The sequence below is a fragment of the Streptomyces sp. NPDC028314 genome, from assembly GCF_055565795.1.
On record NZ_JBVHTP010000015.1, the window covers coordinates 28795 to 48769 of the forward strand.

A 19975-nucleotide genomic window follows, 5' to 3' on the forward strand; every position below is an offset into this window, starting at 1 on the left:
GAACTGCGGGCGTTGTATTCGAGCCTACGCGACGCCTCTCGCGTATAGGGGTGCCCGAATGAACGAGAGGCGGCGAGGCCGCGTCGTACGGAAGTACGACGCGGCCACGCTGGGTGTTCGGACGATCTCAGTGCGCCCCTGTTCCGGTGAGGGAGCGGACCTCCAGCTCGGCGAACTTCCGGGGGTCGGCCTTCTCCTTGGACAGTACGGTTCCCAGCCAGCCGAGCAGGAAGCCGAGCGGGATGGAGATGATGCCGGGGTTCTCCAGCGGGAACCAGTAGAAGTCGGCGTCCTTGAACATCGAGGTGGGCTTCCCCGAGACCACCGGGGAGAACAGCACCAGGCCGACCGCCGAGATCAGGCCGCCGTAGATGGACCACAGCGCGCCCTGGGTGGTGAACCGCTTCCAGAAGAGGCTGTAGAGGATCGTCGGCAGGTTGGCGGAGGCGGCGACGGCGAAGGCCAGGGCGACCAGTCCGGCGACGTTCATGTCCCGGGCGAGCGCGCCGAGGCCGATGGCGACGGCGCCGATGACCACGGTGGACCAGCGGGCCGCGCGGACCTCCTCCTTCTCGGTGGCCTGCCCCTTGCGGATGACGTTGACGTACAGGTCGTGCGCGAAGGACGAGGAGGAGGCCAGGGTCAGGCCCGCGACCACCGCGAGGATGGTGGCGAAGGCGACCGCGGAGATCACGGCGAGCAGGATCGCGCCGCCGGTGGAGTCGGCGCCGCCGCCGATCTCCTGGGCGAGCAGCGGGGCGGCGGTGTTGCCGGCCTTGTTGGACTTCAGGATGTCGTCACGGCTCAGCAGGGCGGCGGCGCCGAATCCGAGGGCGATGGTCATCAGGTAGAAGGCGCCGATGATGCCGATGGCCCAGTTCACGGACTTGCGGGCGGCCTTGGCGGTGGGCACGGTGTAGAAGCGGATCAGGATGTGCGGCAGGCCGGCGGTGCCCAGGACGAGGGCGATGCCGAGGGAGATGAAGTCCAGCTTCGTGGTCGCGTCCTTGCCGTACTTCAGTCCGGGCTCCAGGAACTTGGCGCCCTGTCCGCTGTTCTCGGCGGCGGTGCCGAGCAGGTCGGAGATGTTGAAGTTGAACTTGAGCAGCACCAGGAAGGTGATCAGCAGCGCGCCCGCGATGAGCAGCACCGCCTTGATCATCTGGACCCAGGTGGTGCCCTTCATCCCGCCGATGGTCACGTAGACGATCATCAGAACGCCGACCAGGGCGACCACGGCCACCTTGCCGCCGTCGCTGGTGATGCCCAGGAGCAGGGAGACGAGTACGCCCGCTCCGGCCATCTGGGCCAGCAGGTAGAAGATCGAGACCACGATGGTGGAGGTGCCCGCGGCGGTCCGGACGGGCCGCTGGCGCATCCGGTACGCGAGCACGTCGCCCATCGTGTAGCGGCCGGAGTTGCGCAGCGGCTCGGCGACGAGCAGCAGGGCCACCAGCCAGGCGACGAGGAAGCCGATGGAGTAGAGGAAGCCGTCGTAGCCGAAGAGCGCGATGGCCCCGGCGATGCCGAGGAAGGACGCGGCGGACATGTAGTCGCCGGAGATGGCGAGGCCGTTCTGGAAGCCGGTGAACTGGCGTCCGCCCGCGTAGAAGTCCGCGGCGTCCTTGGTCTGGCGGCCGGCCCAGACCGTGATGATCAGCGTCGCGACGACGAACAGCCCGAAGAGGGTGATGATCAGCGGCTGGTGGTCACTGGCCCCCGCGGCCAGGCTCGGACCCGCCGCCGGGTGGAGGGCTCCGCTCATTCCCCGGCCTCCATCCGCGCCTTGATGGCCGATGCCTTCGGGTCGAGCTTGGCAGCGGCGTGCCGCGAGTACAGCCAGGCGATCAGGAAGGTCGTCGCGAACTGGGCGAGGCCGAGGACGAGGGCGACGTTGATGTTCCCGAAGAGCCTGGTCCCCATGAAGCCGCCGGCGTAGTTGGACAGCAGCACGTAGAGCAGGTACCAGGCGATGAAGGCCACGGTGAGCGGGAAGGCGAAGGAGCGGTAGGAGCTGCGCAGCTCCGCGAACTCCGGGCTCTGCTGGACGGTCGTGAACTCTTCGGCGCTCGGGGTCGCCGGGCGCGATCCCGTACCGCCCGGCGGCGGCGCTGCTGCTTCGGTGGTCACGGGGGGCTCTCCTTGTGACGCGGGTGCGGTGGGGACGACGGACAAAACAACCTCCGTGTGGGGGGATGGTGGTGCTGATCCCCCCTGTCAACGGCACGGCCGGCGTGTCGGGACGGTTCAACACCCGCTGTTTCTTTGGAAACTGATTCCTCGAACTGATGGCGCAAGGCCGAACAACAGCACTAGGTTCGCGTGTCATGACCCCGTCGGGCGCAACCGTGCCCGCGCGGCTTTCAGGATGATGTGGAGAACCCATGGCTCATCTGGGAACCGGTCACCGACGGCGCGCCCTCGCCGTTCCGGTCGGACTGGCACTGACCGCCTCGCTCGCCTTCCTCCCCTCGGTCGCGGCCTCCGCCGCCCCGCTGGGCAACACGGCGGGCCCGGCGGCCGCGGCCAAGCCCGACACCTCCGGCCCCAAGCTCTCGTACGTGGCGAACCTGACCGCCTACGGGACGGTGAAGCAGGCGAAGAAGGCCGTCGAGCGGGCCGGTGGAACGGTGGTGACGTCCTATGAGCAGATCGGGGTCGTCGTCGCACACTCCCAGAACCCGGAGTTCGCCAAGACGCTGCGGGCCCAGCGGAGCCTGTTCGTGTCGGTCGGCGCCACCCGTACGGCCCCGCTGACCACGGTGGCCACCACCGAGGAGGGCACCACGCAGCAGCTGAGCGCGGCGGACGCCGCGAAGGCGGCGGCCCGGGCCGCACAGGGTCAGGAGCCGCTGGAACCCAACCAGTGGGACCTGCGGGCGATCAAGGCCGACCAGGCTCACAAGATCAACGATGGCAGCCCGGACGTCACCGTGGGCGTCATCGACACGGGCGTGGACGACACCCACCCGGATCTCGCCGCGAACTTCTCCAAGGGCCAGTCCGCCAACTGCGTCGGCGGCGTCGCGGACACCACCGAGGGCGCGTGGCGTCCGTACGCGGACGGCAGCGACCACGGCACCCACGTGGCCGGCACCATCGCCGCGCCGCGCAACGGGGTGGGCGTCAGCGGTGTCGCGCCCGGCGTGAAGGTCGCCGCGATCAAGGTGAGCGAGCCGGGGACCAGCCTGTTCTTCACCGAGGCGGTCGTCTGCGGCTTCATGTTCGCCGCCGAGAAGGGGATCGAGGTGACCAACAACAGCTACTACGTCGACCCGTGGATGTTCAACTGCAAGACGGACGACGACCAGAAGGCGCTGGTGGAGTCCCTCACCCGGGCGAGCAAGTACGCCGAGCGCAAGGGCGTCCTCAACGTGGCCGCGGCCGGCAACGAAAACTTCGACCTGGCGGCCGACTCGATCGTCGACACCAGCAGCCCGGACGACGCCACCCCGGTGCCGCGCACCATCGACCCGAAGGTCTGCCTGGACCTGCCCACGCAGCTGCCGGGCGTGGTCACCGTCACCGCCACCGGTGACCAGGGCTTCCGCTCGTACTACTCCAGCTACGGGCTAGGGGTCGCGGACGTCGCCGCTCCCGGCGGGGACAAGTTCCAGGTCCCGGCCACGCCGGACGCCAACGGCCGGGTGCTGTCCACCCTCCCGGGCGGCGGCTACGGCTACAAGCAGGGCACCTCGATGGCCACCCCGCACGTGGCGGGCGTCGCGGCGCTGCTCAAGAGCAGCCACCCGTACGCCACGCCCTCGCAGATACAGGCGCTGCTGAAGGGCCAGGCCACGAAGACGGCCTGCCCCGACAAGATCTACGACGGCGCCGGCGCGCTCATCGACGCCGTCACCTGCCAGAGCAAGTGGGGCCAGACCGGCTACTACGGCTACGGCGTGGTGAACGCGCTCAGCGCCGTGAAGTGACCGGCGGGACCTAGCGCGGAAGGGGCCGGCCGGGGAGTCTCCCGGCCGGCCCCTTCCTCATGCGCGGGCGCTCATGGATGCCGGTGCCGGACGTCCGGCGCTCACGGCTTGATGAGCACCTTCAGCGCACTGCGGTCGTCCATCGCGCGGTAGCCGTCCGGTACCTCGTCCAGGGTGACGGCGCGGTCGAAGACGGGAGCCGGGTCGATCGCACCGCTGAGCACGTCGGCCAGCAGCTCCGGGATGTACGCGCGCACCGGGGCGACACCGCCGCGCAGGGTGATGTTGCGGTCGAACATCACCCCGAGGTCGAGGCCGGTGCCGCTGCCGTGCGGGACGCCGACGTAGCCGATGGCCCCGCCGTCGCGGGTGATGTTCACGGCGGTGCGCATGGACTGCTCGGTGCCGACGGCCTCGATGACGCAGTGCGCGCCCTGCCCGCCGGTGAGCTCGCGGACGGCCGCCTCCGCGGCCTCGCCGCGCTCGGCGACCACGTCGGTGGCCCCGAAGAGCTTGGCGATGTCCGTACGGACGGCGTGCCGGCCCAGCGCGATGATCCGCTCGGCGCCGAGGCGCTTCGCCGCGAGGACCCCGCACAGGCCGACCGCGCCGTCGCCGACGACGGCGACCGTGGAGCCCTCGCGGACGCCGGCGCCCACGGCGGCGTGGTGGCCGGTGCCCATGACGTCGGACAGCGCGAGCAGGCCGGTCAGCAGGTGCTCGTCGGAGACGGCCTCGGCGGGCAGCTTCACGAGGGTGCCGTCGGCGTGCGGGACGCGGACGGCCTCCCCCTGGCCGCCGTCGTGGCCGACCGAGCCCCAGAAGCCGCCGTGCACGCAGGAGGTGTAGAGGCCTTCGGAGCAGTAGTCGCAGGTGCCGTCCGACCACATGAAGGGGGCGACGACCAGGTCTCCGGCGCGCAGGCCGGAGACGGCCGGGCCGGTCTCCTCCACGACGCCGAGGAACTCGTGGCCGATGCGCTGGCCGGGCTGGCGCGCGGCCTCGCCTCGGTAGGCCCAGAGGTCGCTGCCGCAGATGCAGGCACGCAGGACGCGGACGACGGCGTCCTCGGGGCGCTGGATCGCAGCGTCGGGCACCTCCTCCACACGGATGTCGTGCGGGGCGTGGATGACGGTGGCGCGCATGGTGGTGCAGTCCTCCGGCTCGGGGATGGTTCAGTCTTGTACGACGTCCCCACGGTACGCCCGCGCCGGTGCGAGCGCGCCGCTGGCCAGCAGGTACTGGGCCGCCAGGTAGGTGGCCATGATCCAGAAGTCCGGCCGGGGCGGCTGCGGCCACTCGGCGACCCCGGTGGCGATGAGGGTGTCGGAGAGCAGGAACAGCGCCCCGCCGATCCCGGCGCGCAGGCCGAGGGCGCTGGAGCGGTAGGCCATGGCGGTGAGCAGCAGGCTGTAGCCGGCGACGGGGACGCGCAGATCGGCCGGCAGGTCGCCCCAGAGCAGGGAGACGGTGCCGATGAGCGCCAGGGCGTACGCGGCCCCCAGCAGCGGGCTCGTTGCGCGCCGGCCGAAGAGCACGAGGTAGCAGACGTGCCCGGCGGCGAAGGAGCCCATGCCGATCAGGAACGCGGGATCGGCCTCGAAGAGCAGGGCCAGGTCCCCGCCCCACCCGAAGAGCAGGGCCGCGACCAGCAGGCGGGGAGCCCGGCGCGTGATCACGTACGCGACGAGGAGCGGCATCAGCAACGGTTTGGCGATGACGTGCCCGGTGTGCCAGTCGGCCAGCAGCGACCCGAGGTCGAAGGCGGCGGCGACGGCGAACCCGCCGAGGGCGGCCCGGCCGAGCAGCGCCCGTCGGCCGCCGGCGGGGGTGCGGGCCCGGGACGGCGTGCGGGATTCGGTCACGCTCATACGGCGTGCTCGGTGGCCTGCGGGGCGGGGGCGGGCGCGGTCGGCGTGGCCTCGGCGGGCGTGGCCTCGGCGGGCGGGACCGGGTCCGCGACCGGGGCGGGCTGGGCGGCTGCGGGGACCGGGGCGGGCTGGGCGGCTGCGGGGACCGGGGCGGGCTGGGCGGCTGCGGTGGCCGGGGCGGGCTGCCAGCCCGGACCGCGGAAGACGCGTCCGGCGCGCTCGCGCCAGCTGGAGGCCGCACGGACGTCGCGGGCGATGGCGGCGTACTCGTGGGTGGCCACGCGCAGCGGGTTGTGGGTGGCGATGTTCTTGGTGAGCCCGTAGACGGGCCGCTCCGTCTCCCCCACCCAGGACCCGAACATCCGGTCCCAGATGATCAGGATCCCGCCGAAGTTGCGGTCCAGGTAGCCGCCCTGGGAGGCGTGGTGGACGCGGTGGTGGGAGGGGGTGTTGAAGACGTACTCGTAGGCGCGGGGCAGCTTGCCGATGCGCTCGGTGTGGACCCAGAACTGGTAGAGGAGGTTGATCCCGTAGCAGAACGGGATCACCGCCGGGTGCACCCCGAGGGCCACCATCGGCAGGTAGAACCACCAGGTCGTGGCACTGGTCCAGGGCTGGCGCAGGGCGGTCGTGAGGTTGAACCGCCGGCTGCTGTGGTGGACCACGTGGCAGGCCCACAGGATGCGGATGACGTGGTGGCCGCGGTGCTGCCAGTAGTAGAGGAAGTCCTGGGCGAGCAGCATCAGCAGGGCGGTCCACCACAGGAACGGCACCCGCAGCGGGGTCAGTTCGTAGACCGCCGTGAACACCGCGACGACCGGGATCTTCCACAGCAGATCGAACCCGATGCTGCCGATCCCCATGGTGACGCTCGTGACCGCGTCCTTGGTGTCGTACCCGGCCGCGTCCTCGTCGGGATGGAGCCGGTAGCTGACCACCTCGATGACGGTGAGCAGCACGAAGGCGGGTATGGACCACAGCACGACATCGGGCAGGTTCGGCATGACGGCACCATAGAGGCGCTCTCCGGGGCGCCGCTAGGGGTTGTTACCGATCGGTATCCGACTGGGTTACCGCAGGTACCCCTGATACTGGACGGTCGGGGTGGGGAGGCCTTGTGACGGGGTTCGAGACGGTTCTCTTACGGGTGGCGGGCACGGCGGCGGGGGCGCTGGCGAAGTCCCTCCTGGGACGGGCCCCGGGGGCGGGCCTGACGGCCGACCCCGCCGGCCCGGCACCGCGCTGGCGCAAGCCGCCGAAGGAGCTGGGCGACGCGGAGGTCCGCCGCCTGGCGCAGACCCTGGCGGCCCGCCTGGGCGAGGCCGCCGCCCGGCTGCCGGAGCACGAACGCCTGGCGGCGGTCGACGCGGTCGGCGACGCCTTCGCGGCACTGGGCCCCCTGGACGCGGACGCCCTGTTCGCGGCGGACCTCGACCCGGCCGCCCTGGCGGCGGCGCTGCCGGTCCCGCGGGGGGCGGGCCTGACCGCAGCCGGCGAGGCCGCGTACCGGGACCTGCTGCGACTGTGCTGCGCGCACGCGGTGGAGTACGCGACGACCCTGCCGGGCTTCGGGGCCCGGGCGGATGTGGAACTGGTCCGGCGCACGGGGGAGTTGGCGCGCGCGGTGGACCGCCTCCAGGAGAGCGGGGAGGGGGCGGCGTACGCCTTCGAGGCGCGGTACGCCCGGTACGTCGCCGAGACCCACGGCCGCCTCCAGCTCTTCGGCCTCACGCTCAGCCGCTCCCGCCGGGAATGGCCGCTGGACGTGGCCTACATCAGCCTCTCGGTCAGCGGCGAGCAGCTCGTCCCGGGGGAACCGGAGCCCCAACGGACCTCCCAGCGGGCGGAACACGCCCTCGCCTCGGCGGACCGGGTCCTGCTGCGCGGCCCCGCCGGATCGGGCAAGACCACGCTGATCCAATGGCTGGCCGTCAGCGCCGCCCGGCGGACCTTCGGTACGGCACTGGATGCGTGGAACACGTGCGTGCCGTTCGTGGTGCGGCTGCGGTCGTTCGCCTCCGAGGCCCTGCCGCTGCCGGAGCAGTTCCTGCCCGCCTCCGGTGTACCGCTTTCCCCGCCGACGGGTTGGACCGAGGAGCTGATGGCCAGCGGCCGGGCGCTGGTCCTGATCGACGGCGTCGACGAGGTTCCGCAGCGTCTTCGCACCCGCACGGAGACGTGGCTGCGCTCCCTCGTCTCCGCCTTTCCGAAAGCCCGGTACGTCGTGACGACCAGGCCGTCCGCGGTGCCGGAGGACTGGCTGACCCGGCAGGGCTTCACCACGCACGCCCTCCTGCCCATGGGGCGAGAGGACATCCGCTCGTTCATCGGGCATTGGCACGACGCGGCCCGCGCGGAGGGCGAGGAGGTCGACGCCTACGAGACTTCCCTGCTGCAAGCCGTGGCCGCCCGCCGGGACCTCGGCCGGCTGGCGACCAACCCCCTGATGTGCGCCTTGCTCTGCGCGCTGCACCAGGACCGCCGGATGCAGCTGCCGCGGGCCCGCAAGGAGCTGTACGACGCGGCGCTGGACATGCTGCTGGTCCGGCGCGACACGGAACGGGAGATCAGCGGGGTCGAGGGCGTCTACCTCACCCGGGACGAACAGATCCTGCTGCTGCAACGGCTGGCGTACTGGCTGATCCGCAACGGGCAAACGGAGACCGGCCGGGACGAGGCCGTCGAGATGGTGGACGAATGGCTGGCGGCCATGCCGCAGGTGCGCGCGCAGGGCGACGCCGCACAGGTCTTCAGTCACTTGCTGATCCGCAGCGGGCTGCTGCGCGAACCGGTCCCGGGCTCGGTGGACTTCGTGCACCGCACCTTCCAGGACCACTTGGGCGCGAAAGCGGCGGTGGAGGCGCGGGACCTCGGCGTCCTGGTGCGCAACGCGCACGACGACACCTGGGACGACGTCGTACGGATGTCCATGGGCCACGCGCGCTCCGACGAGCGCTCGAGCCTGCTCCGCAGGCTCCTGGCCCGGGCCGACAAGTCGAAGCGCTACCGCAGCCGCCTGATCCTGCTCGCGGCGGCCTGCCTGGAACACGCCCCGGAGCTGGACCCGGCCGTCCGGTCCGAGATCGAGTCCCGGACATCGGACCTGCTGCCTCCCGCCCGGTTCTCCCAGGCGGAGGAGCTGGCCGATGCCGGCGAGCTGGTCCTGGACCTGCTGCCCGGCCCGACCGGCTTGACCGAGCGGGAAGCCGCAGCCACCGTCCGAACCGCTGCTCTGGTGGGCGGACCGCAGGCGCTCGACGTCGTCGCCCGGTTCAGGTCGGATGCCCGTCTCATGGTGAGAGCCGAACTCGTCGAAAACTGGCGGAAGTTCGACACCGGCGACTACATCAGTGGCGTACTGGCGGAAGCCGACCTGAAGGACACCTACCTGAGCGTGTACACGTCCGAGCAGCTGGCGCACCTACCGAGACTGCCGCAGGCCAGGTTCATCAGCCTCAGAGACGGGCACGGGCTTCCCAGGACCGTCACCGAGCGCCTCGATCTCGAAGGGCTCACCATCTACCGGGACGGGGCACTCAGCGACCTTTCCCCGCTGACCGCACTCCCGCGCCTGGCGGGCCTGGGCCTCACCGAATGCCCTCGGATCGAGAGCCTCGCCCCGCTGTCCGGACTACCGCTGCGCCGGTTGAACCTGTCTCGGATCCCTGCCGGGTTGCCCCTGGGGGTACTGGCCACCCTCGACCAGCTCAGCCACTTCACGCTCGATTTCCACGCCGACATCGCCAGTGTCGCCGAGCTGCCACTGTCTGACGCACTGAAGTCGCTCGGACTGTTCAAGGGGGCCCGCCACGTCGATCTCGACGGGCTCGAGCGGTGGCCGGACCTGGATGCGCTGACCATCTCCGGTGAGCGCCAGGCCCGGCAGCTGGCAACCCGGCAGTCGGTGCCGGCATTCGAGCTGCTCCAGCTGAACGGCACCGAGGTCACCCCATCGGCACTCGTCCGGCACCAGGACATGGCTCAGCTCATCCTGGTGAAATGCAGTCTGTCTTCAGGGCTGGACCCCCTGCTCGCGCTGCCGAAGCTGCGCCACCTCACGGTGAGCCATTGCGTCGGCCCCGTCGACCTGACTCCGTTGGCGCCCCAGGAGGACCTCCACATCGACGTATACGGCCCGAACACCCTGCTCGGTACGGAGCTGATCCCGCCGGGGCGGCTCGTCCACAGGAGCTGAGCCGCACCGGCGGAAGGCGCCCGGTTTCACCAGACCCGGACCGAGCCCCCTCGGGCGAAGGCCGGGCTCGTGGCTGCGGGGGGGATCTCGGTCAGGGGCTGCGCGATCTCCGCGACCAGCGGGCCGTGCTTGGCGGCGACCGCGTCCAGCAGGGGCAGGTCGAAGCCGTAGACGCGGGCCGCGTTGCCGCCGACCATGGCCGCGACCTCCTCGGGCGGGAGGCCCGCGTAGGCGATGCGGAGGCCTTCGCGGGAGTACGGGGTGGTGCCCTCGTCGTGGGGGTAGTCGCTGCCCCACATGATCTTGTCGAGGCCGATCCGCCCCCGCAGCGGGACCTCGTGGGGGCGCATGAAGCTGGCCCCCACGAAGCAGTTGTCCCGCCACACCTCGCTCGGGCCCTTGCCCATGGACTCCGCCAGGCCCGCGCCGAACTTGGCCTCGGCCGTCGCGGAGGCCGCCACCAGCCGGCCGTGGTAGTAGTCCAGCATGTCCAGCACGCCCGGGATCCAGCCCGAGCCCTGCTCGGTCAGGACCAGCTTGAGGCCCGGGTGGCGGCGGAAGGCCCCGCCGAAGACGAGGTGCCACAGCGCGCGGTGCGAGAACCAGGTCGTCTCCACCATGAAGACGGCCCGCGCCGCCGGTTCGTCGCCCAGCGGCGGGGACGCCGACCCGCCGTGGTGGTTGACCGGCACGTCCAGCTCGTCGCACACCGCCCAGATCGGGTCGTACGCCGCCGAGTGCAGCTCCGGGATCCCGGAGCCGGGCGGGACGCCGGGCAGGAGGATGCCGCCCGTGAGGCCCGCCTCCTTCGTGCGGCGGATCTCCTTCACCGCCTCGTCCACGTCGTTCAGCAGGATCTGGACCACGCCCGCGCGCCGCCCCGGCGCGTCGGCACAGAAGTCCGCCAGCCAGCGGTTGTGGGCCTGCAGGCCCGCCCAGCGCAGGGCGAACTCCCCGGCGGTCGGGGGCTGGGCCATCAGCGAGCTCTTCGGGAAGAACGGCGGGATCGTGTTGGGGAAGAGGACCTCCGCGACGATGCCGTCCGCCTCCAGCTCGGCCAGACGGCGCTGCGAGTTCCAGTTGCGGTCCGCCGTGTCCGCCAGGAGGTCCTCGTACGGGTTGACGTACGAGGCGGCCCAGGCGTCGAACTCCTCGTGGTGGCGCTTCTCCAGGTACGGCTTGTAGTCCAGCAGGTCCGCGCCCGCGTGGCAGTCCGCCGAGATCACCGTGTAGCGGTCGTGGCCGTGGTCGCCCGTCACTGCGAGACCCCCAGTACCGGGAAGTCGTTCTCCGTCAGCCAGTGCCGGCCCACCTCGCGCGAGCGCGCCCAGGAGGCCTCCACCGCCGCCTGGTCGGCGGGCTGGCCCAGCTCGGCCGGTGTGGGCCCGATGCGGCGCGCGATCGGGGCCAGCTTCCCGGTGTCGAAGCCGAAGACCTCGGCCGCCGCCAGGCCGAGCATCCGGCGGGTCTCGGCGACGGGAATGTCGTGGAAGGTCTTCCTCAGCCAGTTCCGGGTGTCGGGCCAGGTCCCCTCGGGGTGGGGGAAGTCGGAGCCCCACAGGATGTTGTCCACGCCGATCTCGTAGCGCTGGGCCAGCTCGCGCCGCTTGGTGTTCGTCGCGCAGACGAACACCTGGCGGTCCAGGTACTCGCTGGGCGGACGCTTCAGCTCCGCGAAGGGCGAGAGCTTCTTGCCGCCGTGCGCCCCGAGGTAGAGCCGGTCCATGAACCACAGCTGGTTCGGCAGCCACCAGCAGCCGGACTCCGCGACGCCGAACTTCAGCCCCGGGTGCCGCTCGAAGACCCCGGACCAGAGCAGGAACCACAGCGGGCGCGCGGGCCACCAGGTGACCTCGGAGACGTAGATCCCGAGGTGGTCCCCGTACTCGTGGCGGGGCGCGGCCCCCGAGTGGGTGACGATCGGCATCGCGGTCTCGGCCGCCGCCGCCCAGACCGGGTCGTAGCGGCGGTCGTGGTAGGGCGCCTTGTCCACCCACATCGAGGGGATCATCAGCGCGCCCAGCCCGGACTCCTTGGCCCGGTGGATCTCGGCCACGACCTTGTCCGGCTCCCCGGTGACGGGCAGCAGGGCGACACCGCAGTGCCGTTCGGGATTCTGCGAGACGAACTCCGCCAGCCAGCGGTTGTGCGCCTGCGCGCCGGCCATGCCGAGCTCGGGGTCCTGGTCGCCGGACAGGCCCAGGCCGACCCCGAAGGGGGCGGCGGTCTGGCTGTCGACGGCGTCCGCGTCGGGGAAGACGACCTCGGCTGCGACGCCGTCGCCGTCGAGCTCCTTGAGCCGCTGGGTGGAGTCCCAGCCGCCCTTGAGGCCTTCCTCGTGGTCGTGGAACCACTTCTCGGCGAAGGCCTCGTTGCGCACGCCGAGCCGGGTGGCCTCCTCGCGGCGGGCGTCGCGCTGGCCGAGGAACTCGTCGAACTGGGGGTGGAAGCGGGAGTCGAGGTAGGGGCGGTACCGCTCGGTGGGCAAGCCCGCGTGGCAGTCGGAGGAGATGATCAGATACGGGTCTTCGTACGTCTCGTCAGGCACGGCGGGCCCCTCAGTCGAGGATGAAGCTTTCCAGGTAGGCGGGGTTGGCTCGGTCGAGCATCGACTGCGACCGGGCGCGGATCTGCCGGTCGCTGTGCTCGCTGGCCGGGAGCATCCAGAAGCGGCCGGCGCGGATGCCGTCGACGACGTGGCCGGCGACCTCCTCGACGGGGGTGAACCGCACCTCGTGGCCGGCCTGTCTCATCGCGGCCTCGTACTGGTCGAGGCTGCGGTACGGGGACTTGCGCGGCCGCTGCTTCGCGTACCGGTCGGGCCGGTTGCGGTGCGACTCCCACAGCCCGGTGCGCAGCATGTGCGGGCCGGGGAAGAGCACGGAGGCGCCGATGTTCGCGCCCTCCGCCTTGAGGTGGGCGTAGAGCGACTCGGTCATGGTGACCACGGCCGCCTTGGTGACGGCGTAGACGGAGGCGGTGGGCAGCGGGGCGATGCCGCCGTCACCGGAGGAGGTGTTGACGACGTGGCCGGGGCCGCCGTCCGCGATCATGCGGGGGACGAAGGCCTGGATGCCGTGGAAGACGCCCCAGATGTTGACGGAGAAGGCCCACTTCCAGTCGTTGGGCTCGTGCTCCCACATCCGGCCCTCTGCGCCGGAGCCGACTCCCGCGTTGTTGCAGAGCACGTGCACGGCGCCGAAGGCCTCGTACGCGGCGTCCGCGAGGGAGACCACGGAGTCGCGGTCGCTGACGTCGACGACCTTCGCGAGCACCTCGGCGCCTTCCGCCGCCAGTTCCCCGGCGGCCTTGCCGAGGGCCCCTTCCTCCACGTCCGCGAGGACGACCTTCAGCCCCTCGGCGGCGAAGCGGCGGGCCATGGCCAGGCCGATGCCGCCGGCGGCGCCGGTGACGACGGCCACCTGTCCTGGTTCGAGCCGCATCTCAGACGCTCCCCTCGGGCGGACCGTCGAGGATCTGGAGCGGGTCGTCGTAGCGCTGGTGGATGTACGGCAGCAGGGCCTGGGCGCTGACCCGTTCGACGACCTTGCCCTTCTGGTCGGTGGTCTTCTCGCCGATGGTGATCTCCACGAGGCGGCGTACGGGGAGGTCCGCGACGGGGTCGAACATCGACTCGCGGAGCACCACGTCACCGGTGACGTGCTCCAGCTTGCGGACCTTCTCGTTGCGCGTGCAGTGCACGAGCACCGGGTCGGCGTCGAAGCCCGAACCATCGACCGCGGGGAGGAACTTGAAGTAGAAGTCGGTCTTGGTGGTGGGTTCCGGCAGCGGCAGCGCGCGGTCCACCGCCCCGCGGACCTCGACGAAGGCGATGCCGTGCCGGGCGAGGACGGCCCGTACGACGAGCCCCTCGCGCTCGACGGTGACCTCGCCCAGCTTCTTCGGCTCCCCGAACACCTCGCGGCCGCCGACCAGGGCCCGCTCGTGGGTCATCGGCATGACCAGCGGGTACCAGCCCTCGACCTCCCCGTGCCGGGCGGCGACGGCCACCGAGCCGGCCCCGAGCGGGTAGCCGGGCAGGTCCACCTTGCTGATGTTGGCCCGTACGAGGGGCCGCTCGGCGGGCTTGAGCGGCGGCGGAAGGACCGCCGCGACCACGTCCGGATCGCTCTCCCAGACCGCCACCACGCCGGTGGACCAGATGTCGGGGAGTTTGGAACTCTTCTCGCGCGATGCCGCGATCTCCGCCTCGGTGCGCGCTCCGTACCGTACGCGTGCCATGGGTGTACCACCCTTCGCTGAGGTCTTCGCTGAGGTCTTCGCTGAAGTCTTCCCGGAAGCTCTGTAACACAGTTACACCGCTGTCGATGAAGGGTAAAGACCCCTGCACGCACGAGAACTGACGAGTCGACAGATTGGCGGCCCACCCCATGGCGAGAAGCTCGCTGACCCGCGAGGAGGTGCTGGAGGCCGCCGCGTCCCTGGTCAAGCAGCACGGCCCGGCGGCGCTCACGATGCGCAAGCTCGCCGCCGAGCTGGGCACGGCGGTCACCTCCATCTACTGGCACGTCGGCAACCGCGAATCGCTGCTCGACGCGCTGGTGGAGCGGACCGTCCAGGAGATGGGCGCGATCCGCCCCGCCGGCCGCACCCCGGACGCACGGATCCTGTCCGTGGCCCGGACACTGCGCCGCGAACTGCGCGAGCGCCCCCACCTGATCGCGATGGTCCACGAACGCGGCCTCACCGAGCGGATGTTCCTGCCCGCCCAGCAGGCGCTGGTCCACGAGGTGCACGCCGCAGGACTGCGCGGGACCCGCGCCGCCGACGCGGTACGCGCGGTCCAGTTCCAGATCGTCGGCTTCCTCCTCGTCGAGCGCAACCGCGAACGCTCCCCCGCCCAGTCCCCCGCCGAAGGCGAGCTCTGGGACCCGGCCGCCGCCCCCGACGACCCCGCGCTCGCCCGGGCCCTGGCGCGCCCGGCGGATCCCGAGCGGCTCTTCCTGCTGTCCGTACGGGCACTCGTACGGGCGCTGCTGACGCCCGGCGGATAATCGCTTGGCCCGCCTCCCCGCCCCGTGCTTGGATCACTCACGCGGGGGCGGCTCCCCGGCGCGCATCCTTCTCACCTCTTCCACCGAATCCCGCGCGCCCACTCTCCGCCCCCGCTTTGTCGTTCGCGGAGGGGGAAACACACACATGTCTGCCATCGAGTCCGTGCTGCTGCGCCGGCTCACGACGGTCTACGTCGACCAGGGCGCCAGCACCGCCGCCACCTCGGGGACCGCCCTGCGCAGACTCGAAACGGAGCTGCTGGACCGCGGTTTCACCCTGTCCGCGGAGCTCCACGCGGCCCTGGCCCCGCTCGCCCCCGGGGAACTCGCCGCCGCCCACACCCGCCTGCTCGCCCTGGCCGACGAACTGCTCGGCTCGGACCGCACCCACACCCCGCTCCTGCGCGGCTTCCCGGACGGCGTGCCGCACGACACCGACCGGCTGTACACGGACCGGGTCTTCGCCCACCTGCTCCAGCAGCCCGACCACCCCTGCGTGCTCTGCGGCGAGCAGCGCACCGTCTTCCCCGTCTCCCCCTGCGCCCACCTCGTGTGCCGGCTGTGCTGGGACGGCTCCGACTACTGCGGCTGCCCGATCTGCCACCGGCGGATCGACGCCGCCGACCCGTTCCTGCGCCCGCACCGGCCCGCCGGTGTCGACAAGCTCCGCGACCTGGGTCCCCTCCGGCTGCTGCGGCACGGAACCGACCCGGCCGCCGACGCGGCCCCGGTCGTCACGGCCCTGCTCGCCCGGCGCACCCCGCTCTCCCCGCAGGACCGCGAGGACCTGCTCACCCTGCTGCCGCTGACCCCGGCCGCCCGCGGCGAACTCCCCGAGGACATCCCGGTACGGGAGACCAAGGCGCTGGTCCTGGCCACCCTGCTCGCGGACCCCGCCGCGCGGGACCGCGTACGGCCGCTGCTCGCGGAGCGGCTGACCACCGCCACCGACGTGCTGCGGCTGCTCGCCGTGCTGTCCGGCGGGGACGCGGGGCTGCTGCCGCTGCCGGCCCGGTTCGACTCGCCCGCCCGGCCGCTGCGCCGCGAACTGCTGCGGATCCTGGACGCGTTGCCCACCCCGTACCTCGTCGAGGACCTGCTGCGGCACCCGACCGCCTGGAAGCGGGCCGCCGAGACCCTGCACCCCTTCGAGCGGCACGCCCGGCACCCGCGGGCCGCCCTGGCTTTCGCCGTGCTGCGGGGCACCGCGCTGTCCGGGACCCTCGGCGCGGCCCTGCGGGAGACCGCCGCCGCCCACCCGGACGCGGTGCGCGTGGACGGCGACCGGCTCCGGCCCGCGACCTGGGCCGGGCGGCTGGAACAGGCCCTGGCCGAGCGGGACGCGGGAGCCGCCGCCGCGCTCGCCGGCGAGCGCCCGGGGGAACTCGTACGCCGCCTCGACCACCTGCTGCGGCTGCACCCGGGCGCGGAACCGGCCCCCGAGCTGGAGAAGGCCCTGCGGCGCGGGCTGCCCAGGGCGGGCGCGGGCCCGCTGCTGTCCGCGCTCGGCGCCCTGCGCGGGCGCGCCGAGGACCGCGCGGGCAGCCGCCGGGTGTTCTTCCCGCGCGGCCGGGTCACCATGGCGCAGAGCGTGACGGAGACCCGCCCGCCGCTGCCCGCGCCGCTCGCCGGTGCGGTGGTGGCCCTGCTGGAGGGCGAGGTGCTGCGCCGGTTCGCCGCCGCCGACGGGGAGCCGTACGAGCTGTCCGTCCTCGACTCGGGGCTCTCGGACCTGACCGTGCCCTTCACCGAGCGCAGCTCCGCCAAGTCCCTGGTGGCCGTACCGCGCGGCAGCACGCAGAACCTGCCCGAGGGCGAGGTGCTGCGGCTGTTCCTGCACTGGACGGAGCCCGAGGGCAACCGCACCGACCTGGACCTGTCCGTCGCGTTCTTCGACGCCGACTGGAACTTCACCGGCCTGTGCGACTACACCCGCCTGCGGCACCGGGACGGGGCCGCGGTCCACTCGGGCGACCTCACCTCCGCCCCGGCGCCCCGCGGCGCCACCGAGTACGTCGACCTCGACCTGGCCCGGCTCGCACGGCACGGGGACGCCTTCGCGGCGCCCGTGGTCTTCAGCTACAACAACGTGCCGTTCGACGAGCTGCCCGACGCCTTCGCCGGCTTCATGTCCCTTCCGGCCGCAAGCCCGCGGGGCTCCTCGTACGACCCCCGTACGGTGCGCCAGCGCTTCGACCTGGCCGGGGAGTCGCGGGTGTGCATGCCGATGGTCGTGGACCTGTCCGCCCGCCGGGCCCTGTGGACGGACGTCCACCTGCCGCCGTCGCAGGGCTTCCAGAGCATCGCCTCGCACGCGGACGAGCTGGCCGTCGTAGCGTCCGACGTCTGGGAGCACTTCGGCTCGGGCACCCGGACGACCCTGTGGGACCTGGCCGTGTGGCGGGCGGCGGCACGCTCGCGCGAGGTGGCCGTCGTACGCCGGGCACCGCTGCCCGGACTGCCCGACGAGCTGTGGCTGTACCGGGCGGAAGCGGACGAGCCGGCGGCCTCCTTCGCCGCCCGGATCGCCGCGCTGAAGCCGCCGCAGGAAGGGCGCGTGCCACGGGACGCGGAAGCGGGCGCCGATGCGGAGGCGGCCGAAGTCGCCGCGGGCAGGCGGGTGTTCCTCGCACTGACGTACGCGAGTGTGGCGCCCGAAGGAGCCTCCGGGACGGCGTACCGGCTCTTCCCGGGACCCGCGGAAACCTCCGTGTCCTTCGTCCGGGTCACGGCCTCGGACCTGGTGGCCGAGCTGGGTCCCTGAGCCATCGGGGCCACGGGTGTCGGTGCGGGCCGATATCCTCTGTGACCATGCTCGACGACCGTACGACCGCAGAGACGATGTGGCCGACCGCGTACCCACAGGGGTACGCGGTCGTCGACGTGGAGACCACCGGGCTCGCTCGCGACGACCGGATAGTGTCCGCGGCCGTCTACCGGCTCGACGCGCAGGGCAACGTGGAGGACCACTGGTACACCCTGGTCAACCCGCGCCGGGACCCGGGACCGGTCTGGATCCACGGCCTGACCAGCGACATGCTCCAGGACGCGCCGCTCTTCGAGGACATCGCCGAGGAGTTCGCCGGCCGCCTCGAGGACCGCGTGCTCGTCGCGCACAACGCCATCTTCGACTGGCAGATGATCGCCCGGGAGTACGCGCGCGCCTCGACGACCGCGCCGGTCCGTCAGCGGCTGTGCACCATCGCCCTGTCGAAGGAACTGAACCTCCCGCTGCCCAACCACAAGCTGGAGTCCCTCGCGGCGCACTTCGGCGTGGTCCAGCAGCGCGCCCACCACGCGCTCGACGACGCCCGGGTGCTGGCGGAGGCCTTCCGCCCCTCGCTGCACGCGGCCGCCCGGGACAACGTACGGCTGCCCCTGCTGGAGTGCCGCCCGCTGACGGAGTGGTCCGATTCCCCCGCCGCCCCCCGGATCGGCTACCAGGGGCCGTTCGGCGCGACCAGCTGGCGGGCCTCGCGCAAGCGGCCGCCGTGCCCGTACCCGAACCCGGGTCGGTTCGAGGACGGCAAGCCGCTGAAGCAGGGCATGCGGATCGCCTTCTCCGGCGACACCTCGGTGGACCGGGAGCTGCTGGAGGACCGCGCGATCGAGGCCGGCCTGCACGTCGCGACGAGTGTGTCGCGGCTCACCAGCCTGCTCGTCACCAACGACCCCGACTCCTCGACCTCGAAGACCGTCAAAGCGAAGTCCTTCGGCACCCCGGTCGTCGACGAGGCCGCCTTCACCCAGCTCCTGCGGGACGTGGCTGCGGCAGACGGGTGAGCGTCGGGCGACTCGCCCGGCATCCTCTTTCCCGGCCCGGCCGTCCGGTCCCACCCTGTGGCGCATGGCACGTTGTGAGGTCTGCGGAAACGATTACGGCATGTCCTTCGAGGTGCACGCGCAGGGCGCGGTGCACGTCTTCGACTGCTTCTCCTGCGCCATCCACCGCATGGCGCCCATCTGCGAGCACTGCCGGGTCCAGATCATCGGGCAGGGCGTCGACGTCGACGGGCAGTGGTACTGCGGGGCGCACTGCGCCCGCGCGGACGGGAAGGCGGGCATCGTCGACCGAGTCTGACCCTCCCCCCGTCCCTCGACCCTCCTTCCCTCCGGCCCCGGACGGCCACCCGGCCGCCGGGGTCCTCGCGGCTGGGGGTACCGTCGAGGGCGTGTACCGCTTTGTGCTGACCCGGCAGTGGGTGTGCCTCACCCTCATCGCCCTCGCCCTCATCCCCGCGATGATCAAGCTTGGGTTCTGGCAGTTCCACCGCCACGAGCACCGGGTGGCACAGAACGAGCTGATCGCCGGGAACCTGTACGGGAAGCCGGTGCCCGTCACCGAGCTGACCTCGCCCGGCCACACCGTCCCCCGGAGCGACTACTGGCGTGCGGTGTCCGCCACCGGTACCTACGACTCCGCGCACGAGGTCGTCGTACGCATGCGGACCTCCAACGACGACAAGGTCGGCTTCCAGGTCCTCACCCCGCTGGTGATGGGCGACGGCCGGGCCGTCCTGGTCAACCGCGGCTGGGTGCCGAGCGGCGACGACGCCCGCGCGTACCCGCCGGTGCCGGCCGCGCCCACGGGCGAGGTCACCGTCACCGGGCGGCTCAAGGCCGACGAGACCAGCGGCGGCAGCGGGATCAAGGACCGTCGGGGGCTGCCGGACCGCCAGGTGATGCTGATCAACAGCACGCAGCAGGCGGAGTACGTGGGCAGGACCCTCCTCGGCGGCTACCTGGAACTCACCGCCCCGGTACCGGCGGACGGCGGCCCCGAGCCGGTGGCCGAGCCGGACCACGACTCGATCGGCGCGCACATGGCGTACGCCGTGCAGTGGTGGCTGTTCGCCTCGGCGGTTCCGGTGGGGTGGGTGATCCTGGTGCGGCGTGAGAAGCGCGACCGCGAGGAGGACGCGGCGAAGGCCGCCTCGGAACCGGTGCCCGCCTCGGCGTAGC

16 protein-coding genes are annotated in these 19975 nt (G+C 72.1%); 7 read left to right on the top strand and 9 right to left on the bottom strand.

Translation table 11 applies throughout. The annotated features are described in order from the left end of the window. Positions 1-127: 127 nt before the first annotated feature. Both ACZ4TG_RS29870 and ACZ4TG_RS29875 read right to left on the bottom strand, forming a co-directional pair. Positions 128-1765 carry a solute symporter family protein gene (locus ACZ4TG_RS29870; protein ID WP_468168412.1) on the bottom strand — a complete coding sequence of 546 codons (1638 nt, stop codon included), beginning with the start codon at positions 1763-1765 and terminating at the stop codon, positions 128-130. Further along, positions 1762-2130 carry a DUF485 domain-containing protein gene (locus tag ACZ4TG_RS29875; RefSeq protein WP_468168415.1) on the bottom strand — a complete coding sequence of 123 codons (369 nt, stop codon included), beginning with the start codon at positions 2128-2130 and terminating at the stop codon, positions 1762-1764. Before ACZ4TG_RS29875 ends, ACZ4TG_RS29870 begins: the two co-directional genes overlap by 4 nt. Before the next feature lie 254 nt (positions 2131-2384). Between ACZ4TG_RS29875 and ACZ4TG_RS29880 the strand changes: the two genes are divergently transcribed. Then, the gene (locus tag ACZ4TG_RS29880) at positions 2385-3932 is read left to right on the top strand and encodes a S8 family serine peptidase (protein WP_468168418.1); all 1548 of its coding nucleotides are present in this window, start codon (positions 2385-2387) and stop codon (positions 3930-3932) included. Between the two features lie 101 nt (positions 3933-4033). On the opposite strand, the gene ACZ4TG_RS29885 is transcribed toward ACZ4TG_RS29880, so the two are convergent. From ACZ4TG_RS29885 to ACZ4TG_RS29895, 3 genes are read right to left on the bottom strand one after another with little or no spacing between them, the layout of a single operon-like run. Continuing rightward, complete coding sequence (locus ACZ4TG_RS29885) at positions 4034-5077, bottom strand: zinc-dependent alcohol dehydrogenase family protein (RefSeq protein WP_468168421.1); 1044 nt, start codon at positions 5075-5077, stop codon at positions 4034-4036. 30 nt (positions 5078-5107) lie between these two features. Beyond that, positions 5108-5803, bottom strand: coding sequence for a lysoplasmalogenase (locus tag ACZ4TG_RS29890; RefSeq protein WP_468168424.1), 696 nt, complete (start codon positions 5801-5803; stop codon positions 5108-5110). Continuing rightward, entirely contained in the window at positions 5800-6807 is a 1008-nt protein-coding gene (locus tag ACZ4TG_RS29895; protein ID WP_468168427.1) for a sterol desaturase family protein, read from the bottom strand. Before ACZ4TG_RS29895 ends, ACZ4TG_RS29890 begins: the two co-directional genes overlap by 4 nt. A gap of 113 nt (positions 6808-6920) precedes the next feature. Between ACZ4TG_RS29895 and ACZ4TG_RS29900 the strand changes: the two genes are divergently transcribed. Beyond that, entirely contained in the window at positions 6921-9998 is a 3078-nt protein-coding gene (locus ACZ4TG_RS29900; protein ID WP_468168430.1) for an NACHT domain-containing protein, read from the top strand. Positions 9999-10024: 26 nt separating this feature from the next. Here ACZ4TG_RS29900 and ACZ4TG_RS29905 read toward each other — a convergent pair whose 3' ends face one another. Genes ACZ4TG_RS29905 through ACZ4TG_RS29920 form a run of 4 tightly spaced genes read right to left on the bottom strand, consistent with a single transcriptional unit; the run spans position 10025 to position 14240 of the window. Then, positions 10025-11257: an amidohydrolase family protein gene (locus tag ACZ4TG_RS29905; RefSeq protein ID WP_468168433.1), complete on the bottom strand. Its 1233-nt coding sequence runs from the start codon at positions 11255-11257 to the stop codon at positions 10025-10027. Then, complete coding sequence (locus ACZ4TG_RS29910) at positions 11254-12546, bottom strand: amidohydrolase family protein (RefSeq protein ID WP_468168436.1); 1293 nt, start codon at positions 12544-12546, stop codon at positions 11254-11256. The genes ACZ4TG_RS29905 and ACZ4TG_RS29910 overlap by 4 nt, the downstream gene beginning before the upstream one ends. Before the next feature lie 10 nt (positions 12547-12556). Beyond that, positions 12557-13441 carry an SDR family NAD(P)-dependent oxidoreductase gene (locus ACZ4TG_RS29915; RefSeq protein WP_468168439.1) on the bottom strand — a complete coding sequence of 295 codons (885 nt, stop codon included), beginning with the start codon at positions 13439-13441 and terminating at the stop codon, positions 12557-12559. Position 13442: 1 nt separating this feature from the next. Beyond that, a complete protein-coding gene (locus ACZ4TG_RS29920; protein WP_468168442.1) occupies positions 13443-14240 on the bottom strand; it encodes an acetoacetate decarboxylase family protein in 798 nt (265 codons plus the stop codon). Between the two features lie 149 nt (positions 14241-14389). Here ACZ4TG_RS29920 and ACZ4TG_RS29925 point away from each other — a divergent pair, with 149 nt between their 5' ends. The 5 genes from ACZ4TG_RS29925 to ACZ4TG_RS29945 all read left to right on the top strand — a co-directional run bounded on the left by ACZ4TG_RS29925 (position 14390) and on the right by ACZ4TG_RS29945 (position 19974). Next, complete coding sequence (locus tag ACZ4TG_RS29925; RefSeq protein ID WP_468168445.1) at positions 14390-15013, top strand: TetR/AcrR family transcriptional regulator; 624 nt, start codon at positions 14390-14392, stop codon at positions 15011-15013. Between the two features lie 145 nt (positions 15014-15158). Then, a complete protein-coding gene (locus ACZ4TG_RS29930) occupies positions 15159-17777 on the top strand; it encodes an MXAN_6230/SCO0854 family RING domain-containing protein (protein WP_468168448.1) in 2619 nt (872 codons plus the stop codon). A 41-nt stretch (positions 17778-17818) separates the two neighbouring features. Then, positions 17819-18796, top strand: coding sequence for a DEDDh family exonuclease (locus ACZ4TG_RS29935; RefSeq protein ID WP_468168451.1), 978 nt, complete (start codon positions 17819-17821; stop codon positions 18794-18796). A 64-nt stretch (positions 18797-18860) separates the two neighbouring features. Next, positions 18861-19094, top strand: coding sequence for a hypothetical protein (locus tag ACZ4TG_RS29940; protein WP_468168454.1), 234 nt, complete (start codon positions 18861-18863; stop codon positions 19092-19094). 91 nt (positions 19095-19185) lie between these two features. Then, positions 19186-19974: an SURF1 family cytochrome oxidase biogenesis protein gene (locus ACZ4TG_RS29945; RefSeq protein WP_468168457.1), complete on the top strand. Its 789-nt coding sequence runs from the start codon at positions 19186-19188 to the stop codon at positions 19972-19974. Position 19975: the final 1 nt, after the last annotated feature.

Bases quoted from the DNA above. Each gene is read 5' to 3' on its own strand.
- ACZ4TG_RS29925 (WP_468168445.1), top strand. From the start codon at position 14,390: ATGGCGAGAAGCTCGCTGACCCGCGAGGAGGTGCTGGAGGCCGCCGCG.
- ACZ4TG_RS29940 (WP_468168454.1), top strand. From the start codon at position 18,861: ATGGCACGTTGTGAGGTCTGCGGAAACGATTACGGCATGTCCTTCGAG.
- ACZ4TG_RS29920 (WP_468168442.1), bottom strand. From the start codon at position 14,240: ATGGCACGCGTACGGTACGGAGCGCGCACCGAGGCGGAGATCGCGGCA.
- ACZ4TG_RS29915 (WP_468168439.1), bottom strand. From the start codon at position 13,441: ATGCGGCTCGAACCAGGACAGGTGGCCGTCGTCACCGGCGCCGCCGGC.
- ACZ4TG_RS29890 (WP_468168424.1), bottom strand. From the start codon at position 5,803: ATGAGCGTGACCGAATCCCGCACGCCGTCCCGGGCCCGCACCCCCGCC.
- ACZ4TG_RS29895 (WP_468168427.1), bottom strand. From the start codon at position 6,807: ATGCCGAACCTGCCCGATGTCGTGCTGTGGTCCATACCCGCCTTCGTG.
- ACZ4TG_RS29930 (WP_468168448.1), top strand. From the start codon at position 15,159: ATGTCTGCCATCGAGTCCGTGCTGCTGCGCCGGCTCACGACGGTCTAC.
- ACZ4TG_RS29880 (WP_468168418.1), top strand. From the start codon at position 2,385: ATGGCTCATCTGGGAACCGGTCACCGACGGCGCGCCCTCGCCGTTCCG.
- ACZ4TG_RS29885 (WP_468168421.1), bottom strand. From the start codon at position 5,077: ATGCGCGCCACCGTCATCCACGCCCCGCACGACATCCGTGTGGAGGAG.
- ACZ4TG_RS29870 (WP_468168412.1), bottom strand. From the start codon at position 1,765: ATGAGCGGAGCCCTCCACCCGGCGGCGGGTCCGAGCCTGGCCGCGGGG.